The sequence below is a fragment of the Pseudomonas sp. S44 genome (assembly GCF_016624805.1).
GTDB classification, from domain to species: domain Bacteria; phylum Pseudomonadota; class Gammaproteobacteria; order Pseudomonadales; family Pseudomonadaceae; genus Aquipseudomonas; species Aquipseudomonas machongensis.
Genome location: NZ_JACVTY010000013.1, coordinates 91,230 through 107,902, shown reverse-complemented (window position 1 = coordinate 107,902; position 16,673 = coordinate 91,230). Strand labels below are relative to the sequence as shown.

The 16,673-nt window shown below is 64.1% G+C and carries 14 protein-coding genes; 5 read left to right on the top strand and 9 right to left on the bottom strand.

Translation table 11 applies throughout. The features are described 5' to 3' along the window. Window positions 1-146: 146 nt before the first annotated feature. Together IAE40_RS12385 and IAE40_RS12380 are read left to right on the top strand one after the other, a co-directional pair. The gene (locus tag IAE40_RS12385) at window positions 147-1,439 is read left to right on the top strand and encodes a leucine-rich repeat-containing protein kinase family protein (RefSeq protein ID WP_200603247.1); all 1,293 of its coding nucleotides are present in this window, start codon (window positions 147-149) and stop codon (window positions 1,437-1,439) included. Window positions 1,440-1,559: 120 nt separating this feature from the next. Further along, a complete protein-coding gene (locus IAE40_RS12380) occupies window positions 1,560-2,426 on the top strand; it encodes a LysR family transcriptional regulator (protein ID WP_054894721.1) in 867 nt (288 codons plus the stop codon). Here IAE40_RS12380 and IAE40_RS12375 read toward each other — a convergent pair. The 5 genes from IAE40_RS12375 to IAE40_RS12355 all read right to left on the bottom strand — a co-directional run bounded on the left by IAE40_RS12375 (window position 2,400) and on the right by IAE40_RS12355 (window position 6,408). Next, entirely contained in the window at window positions 2,400-3,557 is a 1,158-nt protein-coding gene (locus IAE40_RS12375; RefSeq protein WP_153772970.1) for an HPP family protein, read from the bottom strand. The genes IAE40_RS12380 and IAE40_RS12375 overlap by 27 nt on opposite strands. Before the next feature lie 240 nt (window positions 3,558-3,797). Then, a complete protein-coding gene (locus IAE40_RS12370) occupies window positions 3,798-5,117 on the bottom strand; it encodes a sensor histidine kinase (protein ID WP_200603246.1) in 1,320 nt (439 codons plus the stop codon). Continuing rightward, window positions 5,114-5,785 carry a response regulator transcription factor gene (locus tag IAE40_RS12365; protein WP_153772968.1) on the bottom strand — a complete coding sequence of 224 codons (672 nt, stop codon included), beginning with the start codon at window positions 5,783-5,785 and terminating at the stop codon, window positions 5,114-5,116. Before IAE40_RS12365 ends, IAE40_RS12370 begins: the two co-directional genes overlap by 4 nt. Next, entirely contained in the window at window positions 5,786-6,100 is a 315-nt protein-coding gene (locus IAE40_RS12360; protein WP_054894717.1) for a PepSY domain-containing protein, read from the bottom strand. It abuts the gene before it with no gap. Further along, a complete protein-coding gene (locus IAE40_RS12355) occupies window positions 6,100-6,408 on the bottom strand; it encodes a PepSY domain-containing protein (RefSeq protein ID WP_054894716.1) in 309 nt (102 codons plus the stop codon). Before IAE40_RS12355 ends, IAE40_RS12360 begins: the two co-directional genes overlap by 1 nt. A 167-nt stretch (window positions 6,409-6,575) precedes the next feature. On the opposite strand from IAE40_RS12355, the gene IAE40_RS12350 reads away from it, so the two are divergent. Then, on the top strand, window positions 6,576-7,655 hold the full coding sequence (locus IAE40_RS12350; protein ID WP_200603245.1) for a patatin-like phospholipase family protein: 1,080 nt from the start codon (window positions 6,576-6,578) through the stop codon (window positions 7,653-7,655). A 53-nt stretch (window positions 7,656-7,708) separates the two neighbouring features. Beyond that, window positions 7,709-8,065, top strand: coding sequence for a 6-carboxytetrahydropterin synthase QueD (queD, locus tag IAE40_RS12345; RefSeq protein ID WP_028634508.1), 357 nt, complete (start codon window positions 7,709-7,711; stop codon window positions 8,063-8,065). An 11-nt stretch (window positions 8,066-8,076) separates the two neighbouring features. On the opposite strand, the gene IAE40_RS12340 is transcribed toward queD, so the two are convergent. After that, window positions 8,077-8,829 (bottom strand): hypothetical protein, encoded by a 753-nt coding sequence (locus tag IAE40_RS12340; RefSeq protein WP_153772967.1) that lies wholly within the window; start codon window positions 8,827-8,829, stop codon window positions 8,077-8,079. A 68-nt stretch (window positions 8,830-8,897) separates the two neighbouring features. Then, on the bottom strand, window positions 8,898-9,365 hold the full coding sequence (locus IAE40_RS12335) for a DUF1289 domain-containing protein (protein WP_197890084.1): 468 nt from the start codon (window positions 9,363-9,365) through the stop codon (window positions 8,898-8,900). Between the two features lie 407 nt (window positions 9,366-9,772). On the opposite strand from IAE40_RS12335, the gene acnB reads away from it, so the two are divergent. After that, window positions 9,773-12,382, top strand: coding sequence for a bifunctional aconitate hydratase 2/2-methylisocitrate dehydratase (acnB, locus tag IAE40_RS12330; protein WP_200603255.1), 2,610 nt, complete (start codon window positions 9,773-9,775; stop codon window positions 12,380-12,382). 262 nt (window positions 12,383-12,644) lie between these two features. Here the strand turns inward: acnB and prpF are convergent, their stop codons facing one another. Together prpF and acnD are read right to left on the bottom strand one after the other, a co-directional pair. After that, window positions 12,645-13,838, bottom strand: a complete 1,194-nt coding sequence (prpF, locus tag IAE40_RS12325; protein ID WP_151924051.1) for a 2-methylaconitate cis-trans isomerase PrpF — start codon at window positions 13,836-13,838, stop codon at window positions 12,645-12,647. Between the two features lie 145 nt (window positions 13,839-13,983). Next, complete coding sequence (gene acnD / locus IAE40_RS12320) at window positions 13,984-16,572, bottom strand: Fe/S-dependent 2-methylisocitrate dehydratase AcnD (RefSeq protein ID WP_063544147.1); 2,589 nt, start codon at window positions 16,570-16,572, stop codon at window positions 13,984-13,986. Window positions 16,573-16,673: the final 101 nt, after the last annotated feature.

The following is a 16,673-nucleotide window of genomic DNA, read 5'->3' as shown; positions in this document are numbered from 1 at the left end:
GTACTTGTTGTTATTGAAGGGCGAGCCTTGAGTATGGACCGGCATTGCGCCCCTGCCATCGGACTTAAGTCGCAACCCTTGTGCAGATTTGCAATGGCCTGGCGCAGCTCTAGAATGGCGCCCTTTCCAAGCCATAGGCACGCACCATGCACAGCCTCGAAGACCTCAAAGCCGGCCGACTCCAAGGCATCACCCGCCTTGACCTGTGCGAAGGCCTGACCTGCTTCCCGCCAGAGATCTTCACGCTCGCAGACACACTCGAGGTGCTGAACCTGACCGGCAACGCCCTGAGCGCATTGCCCGACGACCTGCACCGACTGACCCGGCTGAAAGTGCTGTTCTGCTCGGAAAACCGCTTCACCCGCCTGCCCCACGGCATCGGCCGCTGCGCGCGTCTGGAAACCGTGGGCTTCAAGAGCAACCGCATCAGCCAGGTCGACTCGCAGGCGCTGCCAGCCAGCCTGCGCTCGCTGGTACTGACCGACAACCTGCTCGAAACCCTGCCGCAACAGATTGACAAGTGCACCCAGTTACAGAAGCTGATGCTCGCAGGCAACCGCCTGACCGATCTGCCCGAGAGCCTCGCCCGTTGCGAACGCCTGGAACTGCTGCGCGTCGCCAGCAACCGCCTTACCGCCCTGCCCGACTGGCTGCTGCGCATGCCGCGCCTGGCGTGGCTGGCCTATGCCGACAACCCGCTACCCCAGGCGCTGCGGGCGCCCACAGCGGAGGCCGTCGCCCAGCGTATCGACTGGGCGGATCTCACACTGGGCGAAGAACTCGGTCGTGGTGCCTCGGGGGTGATTCACCTGGCGCATTGGCGCGCACAGCAGGCACCGGTGGCGGTCAAGCTGTACAAGGGCGAGATCACCAGCGATGGCTCACCCCTGGCAGAGATGAGGGCCTGCCTGGCAGCGGGCGACCATCCGCAACTGGTGCGGCTGCTCGGGCGTATCGACAACCATCCCCAGCTTCGCCCGGCGCTGGTGATGCAACTGATCGATCCGAGCTGGTTCAACCTTGCAGGCCCACCGAGCCTGGACAGTTGCACGCGCGACCGCTACCCCGCAGAACGCCATTTCAGCCTGGATGCTGTGCAGCACCTGCTGGCCGGTGTCGCTTCGGTGGCCGCGCACCTGCATGCACGGGGCGTGAACCATGGCGACTTGTATGCACACAACATCCTCTGTGCAGCAGCCGGTGACTGTCTGCTCGGGGACTTCGGCGCGGCGTCGTTCCACTCGCCGACAGCAGGCGCGGCTAGCGAGGCAATCGAACGCCTGGAGGTTCGCGCCTTCGGTATTCTCATCGACGAACTGCTGGACTGCTGCGCAGAAGACGAGGCCAGACTGCGCGTCCTGGCCGAGCACTGCCAGCAGGCGGATGTACTGCGCCGCCCAGCGTTCGCGCAGGTGGCCGAGGCGCTGCGCAGCCACTGAGAGCATGGGGCCGCTGCGCTGCCTTGGCGCAGTAAAGCGCCCAGCGCCCTGGATCATTTACCTGCCCCAATCCGGTGCAAAGCCCCTAGAATGACGCACTGACCCACAGCCGAGCACCCAATGGACATCGATCAGGCCCGTACCTTTCTGGAAATCGTGCGCTGCGGCAGCCTGGTGGCCGCAGCCGAGCGCCTGTTCGTCTCACAGACTGCCATTTCGGCCCGAGTGCAGCGCCTGGAGCAACAACTCGGCTGTCAGCTGTTCGTGCGCAGCCGCAACGGCGCCAGCTTGACCGGCGACGGCGAGGCCTTCGTCACCTACGCCAACCAACTGGTACACACCTGGGAAGCGGCACGCCGTGACCTGCCGCTGCCACAGGGCTGCCAGAAGGTTCTGCACCTGGGGGGCGAGGTGAGCCTGGGCAATCCGCTGATGCTCGATTGGGTCAGCGCACTGCATGGGGCCCTGCCCGACCATGCGATCCGCAGCGAAGTGAGCGACGGCGAAGCGTTACTGCGCAAAGTGGAAATGGGCTTGCTGGATGCGGCGCTGGTCTATCAACCGACCTATGTCCCGGGGTTGCAAGTCGAACAGTTGATGGAAGAAAAGCTGATCCGCATCCGCCGCGTCGACCTGCCCGAGCCTTACATCTATGTCGACTGGGGCGAAGCCTTCCGACGCCAGCACGATGCGGCCCTGCCCCACTGCGCGCGGCCGGCGCTGAGCTTCAACCTCGGCCCCCTGGCGCTACAGTTCATCCTCGACCAGGGCGGCAGCGGCTATTTCCGTACCCGTGTGGTGCAGGCCTATCTGGATAGCGGCGTGCTGGAGCGCGTGCCACAGGCGCCGGAGTTCACCTACCCGACGTTCCTGGTCTATGCCCGTGAACGTGACAGCGAGGCGCTGCAACAGGCGCTCGCGCTGCTGCGCCGTCAGGTGGCCGACGGCGCCAGCGACTGGTCACAACGCTGGGACCCGCTGGTCTGAGCGCTGCGTTGCAGCGTTGAGCAGGTGACGTTTCAGGCCGGCGATAAGGTCGGTCTGGGTGATCACTCCAACCAGTCGCCCGTCGTCCAGCACCGGCAAGCAGTGCAATCCGTGCTCGCTGAGCAGCGGCAGGAGACGTTCCAATGGATACTCGCTACCGACGCTGACCACTTGGCGGCTCATGACCTGCGCCATGCGTGTCGACGGGCGACGGAACAGGCCTCGCCAACTGAAGCGCCCCCGGGCCATCGCAGGGCCAACCAGGTCGCTAAGGCTGACGATACCGACCAAACGCCCGTGTTCCAGCACCGGAAGCGTCTTCAGGTGATGGCTGGCGAGCATCTTCCAGGCCTGTTCCAGGGTCGTGTCCGGCGAGGCGAACTGTACGTCGCGAGACATCACCGCGGCCGCCGTGATCCCGCCCAGGCTGCGCTGCAGAGCGTGCTGCTCGGTGGCCAGGATGATACGTTCGAGCTCATCGCGGGTGACATCGACGAACTCCCCCAGCTCCTCCAGCGCCAGATCCAGGTCTTCTGCGCTGATGCCGACGCGTGCACCGGGCAGTGGGTCATGGGTGTGATGCGGGTCTTTGCGCGGTACGGCGCCCTTGGGATAACGCACCCCGGTCAGGCGGTTGTAGAGCACCGCAACGGCCACCAGAATCAATGCGTTGAGCAGCACTGGCTCGAGCAAATGGTCGCCCATCGCCACCAGCCCTGGGTCAGCCAGCACCACGCTGGCCGCCACACCGCCGCCCGGAGGGTGCAGGCAACGCAACCCGCACATCAGCAGCAGCGAGCCCCCCAGGGCCGCTGCGGCAACCCAGAGCTCGCTGCCCAAGCCCTGGCGCATCGCCAACCCGAGGATCCCGGCCAGGGCATAGCTGCCGAGCACCGGCCAGGGCTGCGCCAGCGGGCCGGAATGCACGGCAAACACCAGTACCGCCGAGGCGGCCAACGGGCCAAGCAGGTGCAAGGCGACGGAGGGGCCGTACGCCATGCTGCACAGCCATCCGGCAAGGAACAGACCCAGCAGCGCGCCGACAGCGGCACGCAGCCATTCCCGCGGGGGAATATTCAAAGGCGCCGGCAACAGGCGCTGCAGACGGTTTTCAGGACGCGAGGCAGGCATCGAATCAAGCGCAATCGTATTGGAATAGTTAAAAAGAAAGCCCAGCCGAGAGGGTCTGGGCCCTGCATTACCAAGGCAATGACAATGGGCTCCGTCCGTGGAGAGATGGAAACCGGAGGGTTTCGTGGCGGGGATTGTGCCGAACGCACCGTTTTGGGGCCAATTCAAAAAAATGCGCCTGGACTGCAATTTTTTTGCTGGATCTGCCCTTGATCGATCTTTCAAGGGCCAAGAGGCGTGTCAGCGTCCCTTGCGTGGCAACTCGATGCTGACGCGCAGCCCTCCCAGCGGGCTCTCAAGCAAGGTGATCCGCCCCTCCCAGGCCTCGACGATGTCCCGCACGATGCCCAGCCCCAGGCCATGCCCGTCCACCTGCTCGTCGAGCCGCGAACCGCGTTCCAGCACGTGCTCCCGTGCCTCACCGGGAATTCCAGGCCCGTCGTCGTCGACCCAGAGCTGGTAACCCTCGGCGGTTTCCTTGATACCCAGGCGTACCTCGCTGTCAGCCCATTTGCAGGCGTTGTCCAGCAGGTTGCCCAGCAGCTCCAGCAGGTCCTCGCGATCCCAGGGCAGCAACAACCCCGGTGGTACATCACGCGCCAGCAGCAGCCCCTCGCCATGGATCATGCCAAGCGTGGAGAGCAGCCCAGGCAGCTCCGCATCGCAGTCGAACTGCGCGCCTGGCAAGGCATCGCCCGCCAGGCGTGCGCGGTTCAGTTCACGGGCCAGGCGCTGCTGGATCTGCTCCAGTTGTTCGCGCAGTTGCGCCTGCACTTCAGGCAGATCGCGCAGGCGCTCGCTCGACGCCAGGCTCAGCAGCACCGCCAGAGGGGTCTTCAAGGCATGGCCGAGGTTACCCAGCGCATTGCGTGAGCGACGCAGGCTGTCCTCGGTGTGCGCCAGCAGGTGGTTGACCTGGTCCACCAGCGGTTGCAGTTCGCTGGGCACCTGGGCATCGAGTTGGGAGCGCTGCCCCTGTTGCAATTGGGCGATCTGCTGACGGGCGCGCTCAAGCGGACGTAACGAGCGGGTCACAGTGATGCGCTGCAGGACCAGGATCAACAGCAGCGCCAGCACACCCATGCCCAGGCCGATCTGCTGCAAGCGCCTGAACCCCTCGCGTACGGGTGAATAATCCTGAGCGACGCTGATCGAAATATCCTGGCCCAGGCGCCGGTAATCTCCGCGATAGGCCAACAGTTGCTGGCCTTCCGGGCCCAGCTCATGGCCATCCTCCAGCCCCGGGCGCGCGAGCTTGGGCATGTCCAGGTCCCATAGCGAACGGGAGCGCCAGGTGCCCTGCTCGAAATCGATGCGAAAGTAATACCCTGAAAACGGCCGTTGGTAGGCCGCCGAGATACGCCGCTCGTCCAGTTGCAGGCCGTTGGGGCCCCGGACCAGCGCCACCAGCAGGTTCTCGCTCTCCTTGCGCAGCCCGGCTTCGAGATAGCGCTGCAACCCGGCCTCGAACAACCACAGGGTCACCTGCGCCATCACCACGCCGACCACCACCAGCACGGCCACCAGGCCGAGGCTCAGGCGTGCCTGGATCGACTTCACCCGTTGCTGCTCCCAGCGTAGACATAGCCCTGGCCGCGACGGGTCTCGATCACGCTGCGTCCCAGCTTGCGCCGCAGGTGATTGACGTGCACCTCGAGCACGTTGGAGTCACGCTCGGTTTCCCCGTCGTAGAGATGCTCGGCCAAGTGGCTTTTGGACAGGACCTGCTGCGGGTGCAGCATGAAATAGCGCAGCAGGCGAAACTCGGCGGCGGTCAGTTGCACATCCACACCCTCGCGCACGACGCACTGGCGCCCTTCGTCCAGGTGCAGGCCCGCCGCCTCCAGGCGCGGCTGGTTGGCCAGGCCACGGGCACGGCGCAGCAGAGCCTGGATGCGCAGTTGCAGTTCTTCGGGGTGGAAGGGTTTGGTGAGGTAGTCGTCGGCTCCGGCCTTCAGCCCTTCGATGCGTTCGGCCCAGGAACCGCGAGCGGTGAGAATGAGCACGGGGGTGGCCAGCGCAGCGGCACGCCACTGCGTCAGTACCTCCAACCCCGGCAGGCCGGGCAGGCCGAGGTCGAGGATGATCAGGTCATAAGGCTCGCTCTGCCCCTGGTAGACCGCGTCACGACCGTCGGCCAGCCAGTCCACGGCATAGCCCTGGCGTTGCAGGCTGGCGATCAATTCGTCGGCCAGCGGCACATTGTCCTCGACAAGCAACAGGCGCATTCAGTCGTCTTCCTCGTCCTTGATCAAAACGCCGGTACGGGCGTCGTACTTGATTTCACGCACCACACCGGCCGGGGTCAGCAGTTCGACCTCGTACTCGTAACGGCCGTGCTTCTCTTCCAGCTCGGCCTCCAGCAAACGCGCCCCGGGGTAGCGCCCCAGGGCTGCGTCGAGCAGTTGCTCAAGCGGGAGGATGATGCCCTGCTGACGCAGCTCCAGGGCTTCGTCCTGGTCCAGGTCGCGGGCGGTCGCCGGCGAGCAGGCGACCCATAATGCCAGTGCCAGACAGGGCACCGCTCGCGGCAGGGTGTTCATCAGTTGTCTCGTTCGTCCTTCAGCACTTCACCGGTCTTGGCGTCCAGGGCCACGTCCCATTCGACGTTCTGCGCATCGCGCAGTTCGACCTTGTAGACATAGCGGCCGTATTCGTCTTCGAGCTCGGAGTCGGTCACGGTCGAGCCGGGATGCTTGGCCACGGCAGCGGCCTTGAGCTCATCCAGCGACTTGATGGTCTTGGCATTCACCAGTTTGACCACTTCGTCGGGCTGCACGTCCTTGGCGAAGGCGGCAGTGGCACCGAAGGTCAGGGCAGCGGCGGTGAACAGGGCAGTCAACGTTTTCATAGGGTCTCTCCATCGAGGTGCGTATGTTGTCTACGGGGTTAAGATTAACCACCGGTCCTTAACTCAACCTGAAAACAGCTGGCGACATGATAGCGCCGTTCGCAGCCTCCGAGCGCCTGTCGAACCCCAATTGCCTATAATGCGTCCCTGCCCTTCAAGAGACAGCCATGAGCGCCATCCATATCAAGTATCCCGCCCTGACCTTTAAGGCCGGCCGACGCGCCCTGGCGCAGATCCGCGAGCGCGGCCTGCGGGCTGTCGATGTCGGGGTGCTCCCGGGGGCGGCCGGCGGCCCCAAGCCGCTGGGTATACAGGGCCTGGACCTGGCATTGTTCGGCCAGTTGCTGCCATCGGCACCGCGGCAGCGCTCGCTGATCGGCGCCTCGATCGGCTCCTGGCGCTTTGCCAGCGCCTGCCTGGACGACCCCGTGGCCGGCCTGCGGCGCCTGGGCGAACTGTACACCGAGCAGGATTTCGCCAAGGGCGTAACCCCTGCGCAGATCAGCCAGAGCTGCCAGCGCATGCTCGACGATCTGCTACAGGGTCGTGACGGCCAGATCCTGGCCAATCCGAACTATCGCCTGAATATCCTGGTGGTGAAGAGCCATGGCCAGCTTGCCCATGATCACCCCGCGCGGCTGGGCATGGGCCTGTCCTCGGTGATTGCCAGCAACCTGCTCGGGCGTTCGCACCTGGCCCGTCACTTCGAACGCATCATCCTGCATGACGGCCGTAGCGCACCACCACTGGACGCACTGACCGACTTTCCCTCGCGCTGCCTGCCCCTGGACCTGGGCAACCTGCGACAGGCGCTGCTCGCGTCGGGCTCGATCCCGATGGTGATGGAGGGCGTGCGCGATATTCCCGGCGCTGGCAACGGCACCTACCGTGACGGCGGCCTGCTGGACTACCACCTCGACCTGCCCTATCGAGGCGACGACCTGGTGCTCTATCCGCACTTCACCGACAAGGTCGTGCCCGGCTGGTTCGACAAGGCCCTGCCCTGGCGTCGCGGCGATGCCACACGCCTGCACAATGTGCTGCTGATGACCCCATCGCCGCAGTACCTGGCCGCCCTGCCCTATGGCAAGCTGCCAGACCGCAACGACTTCAAGCGCTTCATCGGGGATGCGCCGACACGCAAGCGTTACTGGTACAAGGCCATCGCCGAAAGCCAGCGCCTGGGCGACGAGCTGCTGGAGCTGGTCGCCACCGGGCGGCTGCATGAACGGTTGCAAGCCTTGTAGCAAGCATGCTGGTAGACTGCGCGCATTCCTGATTCACACAGAGTTCTGCCAGCGTGGAAATTTTCAAAGAGTTCACCTTCGAGTCCGCTCACCGCCTGCCCCACGTCCCCGAAGGACACAAATGCGGTCGCCTGCACGGCCATTCGTTCAAGGTCGCCCTGCACCTGACTGGCCCGCTCGACCCGCATACCGGCTGGATCCGAGACTTCGCCGAGGTCAAGGCGATCTTCAAGCCGATCTACGATCGCCTCGACCACAACTACCTGAACGACATTCCCGGCCTGGAAAACCCGACCAGCGAAGTGATCGCCAAGTGGATCTGGGAACAGGTGAAGCCGCTGCTGCCGGAACTGTCGAAAGTGCGTATCCACGAGACCTGCACCAGTGGTTGCGAATACACCGGCGACTGACCACCCGGCCGTCAGGGCTGTGGGTTGCGATGAGGCGGAACGCCAGACTGACTGACAATCAGCGTAAAGCCACCGCGCTTGCCGATCTGGTCGTTGAGGTAGGCGACATTCTCCACCTGACGCCTGACCTGGCGTCCCTTCGGGCTGTAGAGCGTCAGGTTCGGCAACACATCGTTGTCTCGCAATGCGGCGGGGTTCAGGCCCGGAATATGCCACAGGGGCGTTCGCTGTGCAGATGTAAGGGTGTATAGCGGAGTGGTCAACTGAATGGGTGGGTCAATAGGCAGCTCGAACGAAGTCCCGATAGGGTCGTTGATCTCGACCCTGGCCGGCTCGTCCACGTTCACGCCCGCCGGCGATCCGGCGCTGTAGAACCCCAGGTAGCCATTGCGACTGGTGTCGAGCCAGTAGTCGAGTTCGGGCCAGGCATGCTCGTTGCGCCCTTCGTAGGCGGGACGGATCTCGTACACATAGCCGTCGGCATGGCGGTAGACACCGAACCAGAAGCAGTCACTCACATAGCGTTTGTGCGCGTCCTTGCCGAACAAGCCTTCGAGCAGAAACGACTGGATCATCTCCTCGCCGTAGTCCCAACTGGTGATCAGCCAGCCATCGTCTCCATTCCAGTCATCGAACTCGACCCAGAACGGCCGGAACATGTCACTGTTCTCTTTCCATTGGCCGACGGTAATAGGGCGATCATGAAGCTGCCATTGGCAACGCGCGTTGAAACTCAGCAGGGGTTGAAACTCGAAACTAGACATACGGCGCTCCTGGAAGTGAGGGAGCGTCAACGCTAAAAAGTACGAGCGCGGCGCAGCAGCCTGAAGTCTTACCCCAGCGACTGCTGCAGGAAAGCAGGCGCGATGTAGCGCTGGTAATGGGCCTCGGAAAGCAGGAAGAACTCGCGGTCGATGGCGTCGCGCAACTGCGGCAGCTCCCAATCGCGGAACTCCGGCAGCAGGGCCATGCCGTAGGCTTCCAGGTCACGGATCATGCGGGCGCCACGCGCGATCAACTGGTAGGCCCAGCAATATTCGGACTGGTGCGGCACGAAACGGATTGAGCGCTGCTCCAATTGCTGGCGCAGCAGGTTTTGGTCGAACACTTCAAGCTTGGCCATCATCACCTGCACCAGCAACTGCTCCAGGCGCAGCCAGACGGCACGCTTCTGCTCCTCGTCATAACCGTTCCAATTGATCACTTCATGGTGAAAGCGCTTGCAGCCACGGCAGACGGTGTCTCCGTAGACAGTTGAGCAAAGGCCGACGCAAGGGGTCTTGATGGACTGGTTGGACATGGAAAAACAACGGCTTGGCGGTGGAACACGGCGTCATGTTAGCCCTTTGTCTAACCGGGGTCACTCGTTAAAGTCATCGTCGGCAACTTACCTTCCGTGTTTTTTTGCCGTAGAATCACCCCGCCTTTTCAAGGCAACAATGTCCGTTGGAAGCTGTTTTCAAAGCGTCACGAGCACAGTTCATCCGGTAGAACGGTGTTGGCCCAGGCCATGCTCCCCGCATGGCCCGCGCCAACCCCTCATCAACGCTCCGTTCTACAGGCGTAAAACTTTGAAAGCAGCTTCTGTAAGGATTCTCTGCGACCCTGGCTGGACGGCTCAAAAAGCCGTGATCCGCGCATGGGTGCAGGGAATGCTGGATGAGCGTCCCGGACTCCCTTTAGGGACCACTGATGAGGGTAATAACTGTGCTTGAAGCCTACCGCAAACACATCGAAGAGCGTGCCGCCCTGGGTATCGTGCCCCAGCCGCTGAACGCCGAACAAACTGCAGGCCTGGTCGAGCTGCTGAAAAACCCGCCGGCCGGCGAAGAAGCCTTCCTCGTAGACCTGATCACCAATCGCGTTCCGCCAGGAGTCGACGAAGCTGCCTACGTCAAGGCCGCGTTCCTCTCCGCTGTCGCCAAGGGCGAAGCCAAGTCGCCACTGATCGACCGCAAGCACGCCACCGAGCTGCTGGGCACCATGCAGGGTGGCTACAACATCGAGACGCTGGTTGCGCTGCTGGACGACGCCGAACTGGGCGCCGTCGCGGGCGAACAGCTCAAGCACACCCTGCTGATGTTCGACGCCTTCCACGACGTGGCCGAAAAAGCCAAGGCCGGCAACGTGCACGCCAAGGCCGTCCTGGAGTCCTGGGCTGCCGGCGAGTGGTTCACCTCGCGCCCAGCCATCGCCGACAAGTACACCCTGACCGTATTCAAGGTGCCAGGCGAAACCAACACCGATGACCTGTCCCCTGCCCCGGACGCCTGGTCGCGCCCTGACATCCCACTGCACGCCCTGGCCATGCTGAAGATGGCCCGTGATGGCATCGAACCGCAGCAGCCTGGTTCGGTCGGCCCACTGGCCCAGATCGAAACGGTCAAGGCCAAGGGCTTCCCGGTTGCCTACGTCGGCGACGTGGTCGGTACCGGCTCCTCGCGTAAATCCGCCACCAACTCGGTGCTGTGGTTCTTCGGCGACGACATCCCGTACGTGCCGAACAAGCGCGCCGGTGGTTTCTGCTTCGGCACCAAGATCGCCCCGATCTTCTACAACACCATGGAAGACGCCGGCGCCCTGCCGATCGAATTCGACTGCACCAACCTGGCCATGGGCGATGTCATCGACGTCTACCCGTTCAAAGGTGAAGTCAAGCGTCACGACAGCGGCGAGCTGGTCACCACCTTCGAACTGAAAACCGAAGTGCTGCTGGACGAAGTCCGCGCTGGCGGCCGTATCCCGCTGATCGTCGGCCGTGGCCTGACCGAAAAAGCCCGTGCCGAACTGGGCCTGGGTGCTTCGGACCTGTTCAAGAAGCCAGAACAGCCTGCCGACACCGGCAAGGGCTTCACCCTGGCACAGAAGATGGTCGGTCGCGCCTGCGGCCTGCCGGAAGGCCAAGGCGTACGCCCAGGTGCCTACTGCGAACCGAAGATGACCACCGTCGGTTCCCAGGACACTACTGGCCCGATGACCCGTGACGAGCTGAAAGACCTGGCATGCCTGGGCTTCTCTGCCGACCTGGTCATGCAGTCGTTCTGCCACACCGCCGCCTACCCGAAACCGATCGACGTCACCACCCACCACACCCTGCCGGATTTCATCCGCACCCGTGGCGGCGTGTCCCTGCGTCCAGGCGACGGCATCATCCACAGCTGGCTGAACCGCATGCTGCTGCCTGACACCGTCGGCACCGGTGGCGACTCGCACACCCGCTTCCCGATCGGCATCTCGTTCCCGGCCGGTTCCGGCCTGGTCGCCTTCGCCGCTGCCACCGGCGTCATGCCGCTGGACATGCCGGAGTCGGTGCTGGTGCGCTTCAAGGGCAAGCTGCAACCGGGCATCACCCTGCGTGACCTGGTCCACGCCATCCCTTACTACGCCATCCAGAAGGGCCTGCTGACCGTCGAGAAGAAAGGCAAGAAGAACGCCTTCTCCGGCCGCATCCTGGAAATCGAAGGCCTGGACGAGCTGACCGTCGAGCAGGCGTTCGAGCTGTCCGACGCCTCCGCCGAGCGCTCGGCTGCCGGTTGCACCATCAAGCTGCCGGAAAAGGCCATCGCCGAGTACCTGCAGTCGAACATCACCCTGCTGCGCTGGATGATCAGCGAAGGCTACGGCGACGCTCGCACCATGGAGCGCCGTGCCCAAGCGATGGAAGCCTGGCTGGCCAACCCTGAGCTGCTGTCGGCCGACGCCGATGCCGAATACGCCGAGATCATCGAAATCGACCTGGCCGACGTCAAGGAGCCTGTGCTCTGCGCGCCGAACGACCCGGACGACGCCCGCCTGCTGTCGCAGGTACAAGGCGAGAAGATCGACGAAGTGTTCATCGGTTCGTGCATGACCAACATCGGTCACTTCCGCGCTGCCGGCAAGCTGCTGGACAAGGTCAAGGGCGGTATCCCGACCCGTCTGTGGCTGGCGCCGCCCACCAAGATGGACGCCCACCAGCTGACCGAGGAAGGCTACTACGGCATCTACGGCAAGGCTGGCGCGCGCATGGAAATGCCAGGCTGCTCGCTGTGCATGGGTAACCAGGCACGTGTTCAGACCGGTTCGACCGTGGTCTCCACCTCGACCCGTAACTTCCCGAACCGTCTGGGCGATGCCACCAACGTCTACCTGGCGTCGGCGGAGCTGGCTGCAGTCGCGTCGATCCTCGGCAAGCTGCCGACCGTCGAAGAGTACCTGCAGTACGCCAAGGATATCGACAGCATGGCTGCCGACGTCTACCGCTACCTGAGCTTCGATCAGATCGCCGAGTTCCGTGAAGCGGCGGCCAACGCCAAGATCCCGGTGGTTCAGGCGTAAGCTGAGCAGTCGGTTGTAAATGAAAAGCCCCGGTAGAAATACCGGGGCTTTTTCAATTCCGGAAGGATCCCAGTAGGAGCGCAGGTCCCTGTGGGAGCGGGCTTGCCCGCGAAAGAAACACCGCGATGCATGGCACCGGCTACGCCGGTGATCGTGGGACAAGTCGCAGCGGCGAACCGCCGCTCCCACCGGGATTGGGCAGGCCTCAGATTTTTGAGCAAGACAGCTGCTCCTACACACAGGTGAGGCGCAGGCTGGAGGCCTAGAAGGCGTCGCCAGGCACCCTCACCCACCCTTCCATCAACACCCGCGCACTGCGGCTCATGATGGCCTTGGTCACCGTCCACTCACCCTCCGCCTTGCGCGCCTCGGCGCCCACCCGCAACGTCCCGGACGGGTGACCGAAACGCACCGCGCTACGCTCTCCTCCACCGGCCGCCAGGTTCACCAGAGTGCCGGGAATCGCCGCCGCCGTGCCAATGGCCACCGCCGCCGTCCCCATCATCGCGTGATGCAACTTGCCCATGGATAGCGCCCGCACCACCAGATCGATATCGCTCGCCGCCACAGCCTTGCCGCTGGAAGCGGTATACGACGTAGCAGGCGCGACGAAAGCGACCTTCGGCGTGTGCTGGCGGCCGGCGGCCTGGTCGATGTGCTCGATCAGGCCCATACGTACCGCGCCATGGGCACGGATGGTCTCGAAACGCGCCAGCGCGGCGGCATCGCCATTGATCGCATCCTGAAGCTCGGTTCCGGTGTAACCGATGTCGGCGGCATTGACGAAGATGGTCGGGATGCCGGCATTGATCAGGGTCGCCTTGAACGTGCCGACACCTGGCACCTCGAGGTCGTCAACCAGGTTGCCGGTAGGGAACATCGCCCCGCCGCCCTCGCCGTCTTCATCGGCTGCAGGGTCGAGGAACTCCAGTTGCACTTCGGCCGCCGGGAAGGTCACGCCATCGAGCTCGAAGTCGCCGGTTTCCTGCACCTCACCCTCGGTGATCGGTACATGAGCAATGATGGTCTTGCCGATATTGGCCTGCCAGATGCGCACGGTCGCCCTGCCGTTGCGCGGGATGCGTGCCGGGTCCACCAGGCCACTGGCGATGGCGAACGAACCTACGGCCGCCGAGAGGTTGCCGCAGTTGCCACTCCAGTCGACGAAGGCCTTGTCGATGGCGACCTGGCCGAACAGGTAGTCGACATCGTGATCGGCCTTGCTGCTTGGCGAAAGAATCACGGTCTTGCTGGTGCTGGAGGTCGCACCGCCCATGCCGTCGATCTGCTTGGCATAGGGGTCGGGGCTGCCGATCACCCGCAACAGCAAGGCATCGCGCGCAGGGCCTGGCACCTGGGCGCGCTCGGGAAGGTCTTGCAGGCGGAAGAACACGCCCTTGCTGGTGCCACCACGGATGTAGGTGGCGGGGATTTTCACTTGCGCTACAGATGCCATGAGCACTCATCCTTCAAGGCCCCACACCCCCCCTGTGGGAGCGGGCTTGCCCCGCGATGGCGTCAGAACAGACAGCGATATTGCTCCTGCTGACGCAATCGCGGGACTAGCCCGCTCCTACAGAGTAAAGGCAGGGTTCAGGTCATTAGGCCGTCGCTTCGAGGAAGTCCTGGGCAAAGCGCTGCAGCACCCCGCCCGCCTCGTAGATCGACACTTCTTCAGCGGTGTCCAGACGGCAGGTCACCGGCACTTCGACACGCTCTCCATCGCGGCGGGTCACCACCAGCGTCAGGGTTGCGCGCGGCGTGCGCGCACCGACCACATCGTAGGTCTCGCTGCCGTCCAGGCCCAGGGTCACGCGCGTTGTGCCCGGCTGGAACTCCAGCGGCAACACACCCATGCCGATCAGGTTGGTACGGTGGATGCGCTCGAAGCCTTCGGCGACGATCGCCTCGACGCCCGCCAGACGCACGCCCTTGGCCGCCCAGTCCCGCGACGAGCCCTGCCCGTAGTCGGCACCGGCGACAATGATCAGCGGCTGCTTGCGCGCCATGTAGGTCTCGATCGCCTCCCACATGCGCGTCACCTTGCCCTCCGGCTCGATACGCGCCAGCGAGCCCTGCTTCACGCTGCCGTCTTCCTTGCGCACCATCTCGTTGAACAGCTTGGGGTTGGCGAAGGTTGCGCGCTGCGCGGTGAGGTGGTCGCCGCGGTGGGTGGCGTAGGAGTTGAAGTCCTCCTCCGGCAGGCCCATCTTCGCCAGGTACTCGCCCGCCGCGCTGTCGAGCATGATGGCGTTCGACGGCGACAGGTGGTCGGTGGTGATGTTGTCCGGCAGCACCGCCAGCGGACGCATGCCGCGCAGGGTGCGCTCGCCGGCCAGGGCGCCTTCCCAGTAAGGGGGACGCCGAATATAGGTGCTCATCGGGCGCCATTCGTACAACGGCGCAACCTTCGGCCCCTTGTCTTCCTCGATGGTGAACATCGGGATGTACACCTGGCGGAACTGCTCGGGCTTGACCGAAGCACGTACCACCGCGTCGATCTCTTCATCGCTCGGCCAGATATCCTTCAGGCGGATTTCCTTGCCGTCGACCACGCCCAGTACATCCTTCTCGATATCGAAGCGGATGGTGCCGGCGATGGCGTAGGCCACCACCAGCGGCGGCGACGCCAGGAACGCCTGCTTGGCGTAGGGATGGATACGCCCGTCGAAGTTGCGGTTGCCCGAGAGCACTGCCGTGGCATAGAGATCACGGTCAATGATCTCCTGCTGGATCACCGGATCCAGTGCGCCAGACATGCCATTGCAGGTGGTGCAGGCGAAGGCGACGATACCGAAGCCCAACTGCTCGAGTTCCTGTTCCAGGCCGGCCTCTTTCAGATACAGCTGTACCGCCTTGGAGCCCGGCGCCAGCGAGGATTTGACCCAGGGTTTGCGCACCAGGCCGAGCCGGTTGGCGTTACGCGCCAGCAGGCCGGCGGCGATGACGTTGCGCGGGTTGCTGGTGTTGGTGCAACTGGTGATGGCGGCGATGATCACTGCACCATCGGGCATCTGCCCCGGCACTTCTTCCCAAGCCCCGGCAATGCCCTTTGCCGCCAGATCGCTGGTAGCCACGCGGGCGTGCGGGTTGGACGGGCCGGCCATGTTGCGCACCACACTTGACAGGTCGAAGGTCAGCGTGCGCTCGTATTCGGCCTTGGCCAGGCTGTCGGCCCAAAGGCCGGCGACCTTGGCGTAGGTCTCGACCAGTTGCACCTGCTGGTCATCACGACCGGTCAGGCGCAGGTAGTCGATGGTCTGCTGGTCGATGGCGAACATCGCCGCAGTGGCGCCGTATTCAGGTGCCATGTTGGAAATGGTGGCACGGTCGCCCAGGGTCAGCGCCCGGGCACCCTCGCCATGGAATTCGAGGTAGGCGCCAACCACTTTCTGCTTGCGCAGGAACTCGGTCAGAGCCAGTACCAGGTCGGTAGCGGTGATGTTCGGTGCCAGTCGACCGGTCAGCTCGACGCCGACGATTTCCGGCAGGCGCATCCACGAGGCGCGACCGAGCATGACGTTCTCGGCCTCAAGGCCACCCACGCCGATGGCGATCACGCCCAGGGCGTCCACATGCGGCGTGTGACTGTCGGTGCCGACGCAAGTGTCCGGGTAGGCCACGCCGCGATCGCTGTGGATCACTGGCGACATCTTCTCCAGGTTGATCTGGTGCATGATGCCGTTGCCCGGCTGGATCACGTCGACGTTCTTGAACGCCTGCTTGGTCCAGTTGATGAAGTGGAAACGGTCTTCGTTGCGACGGTCTTCGATGGCGCGGTTCTTCTCGAATGCTTGCGGATCGAAACCGCCGCACTCCACGGCCAGCGAGTGGTCGACGATCAATTGCACCGGCACCACTGGATTGACCTGCGCTGGATCGCCACCCTTGTCGGCGATGGCATCGCGCAGGCCCGCCAGGTCGACCAGGGCGGTCTGGCCGAGAATGTCGTGGCACACCACGCGCGCCGGGAACCAGGGGAAGTCGAGGTCGCGCTTGCGCTCGATCAATTGTCCGAGCGAGGCGTCGAGGGTGGCCGGATCGCAGCGGCGTACCAGGTTTTCGGCGAGCACGCGGGAGGTATAGGGAAGGCCGTCGTAGGCGCCGGGCTTGATCGCCTCGACCGCCGCGCGGGTGTCGAAGTAGTCCAGGGCAGTACCTGGCAGGTTCTTGCGGTATGCGGTGTTCATATCGTTATCAGGCTCGGTCACGGTTATCCAAGGGCCGCGGTCGCTCTTGTAGGAGCGGGCTTGTCCCGCGATGGCGTCAGTCGTGCCAATGATGCTGTCTG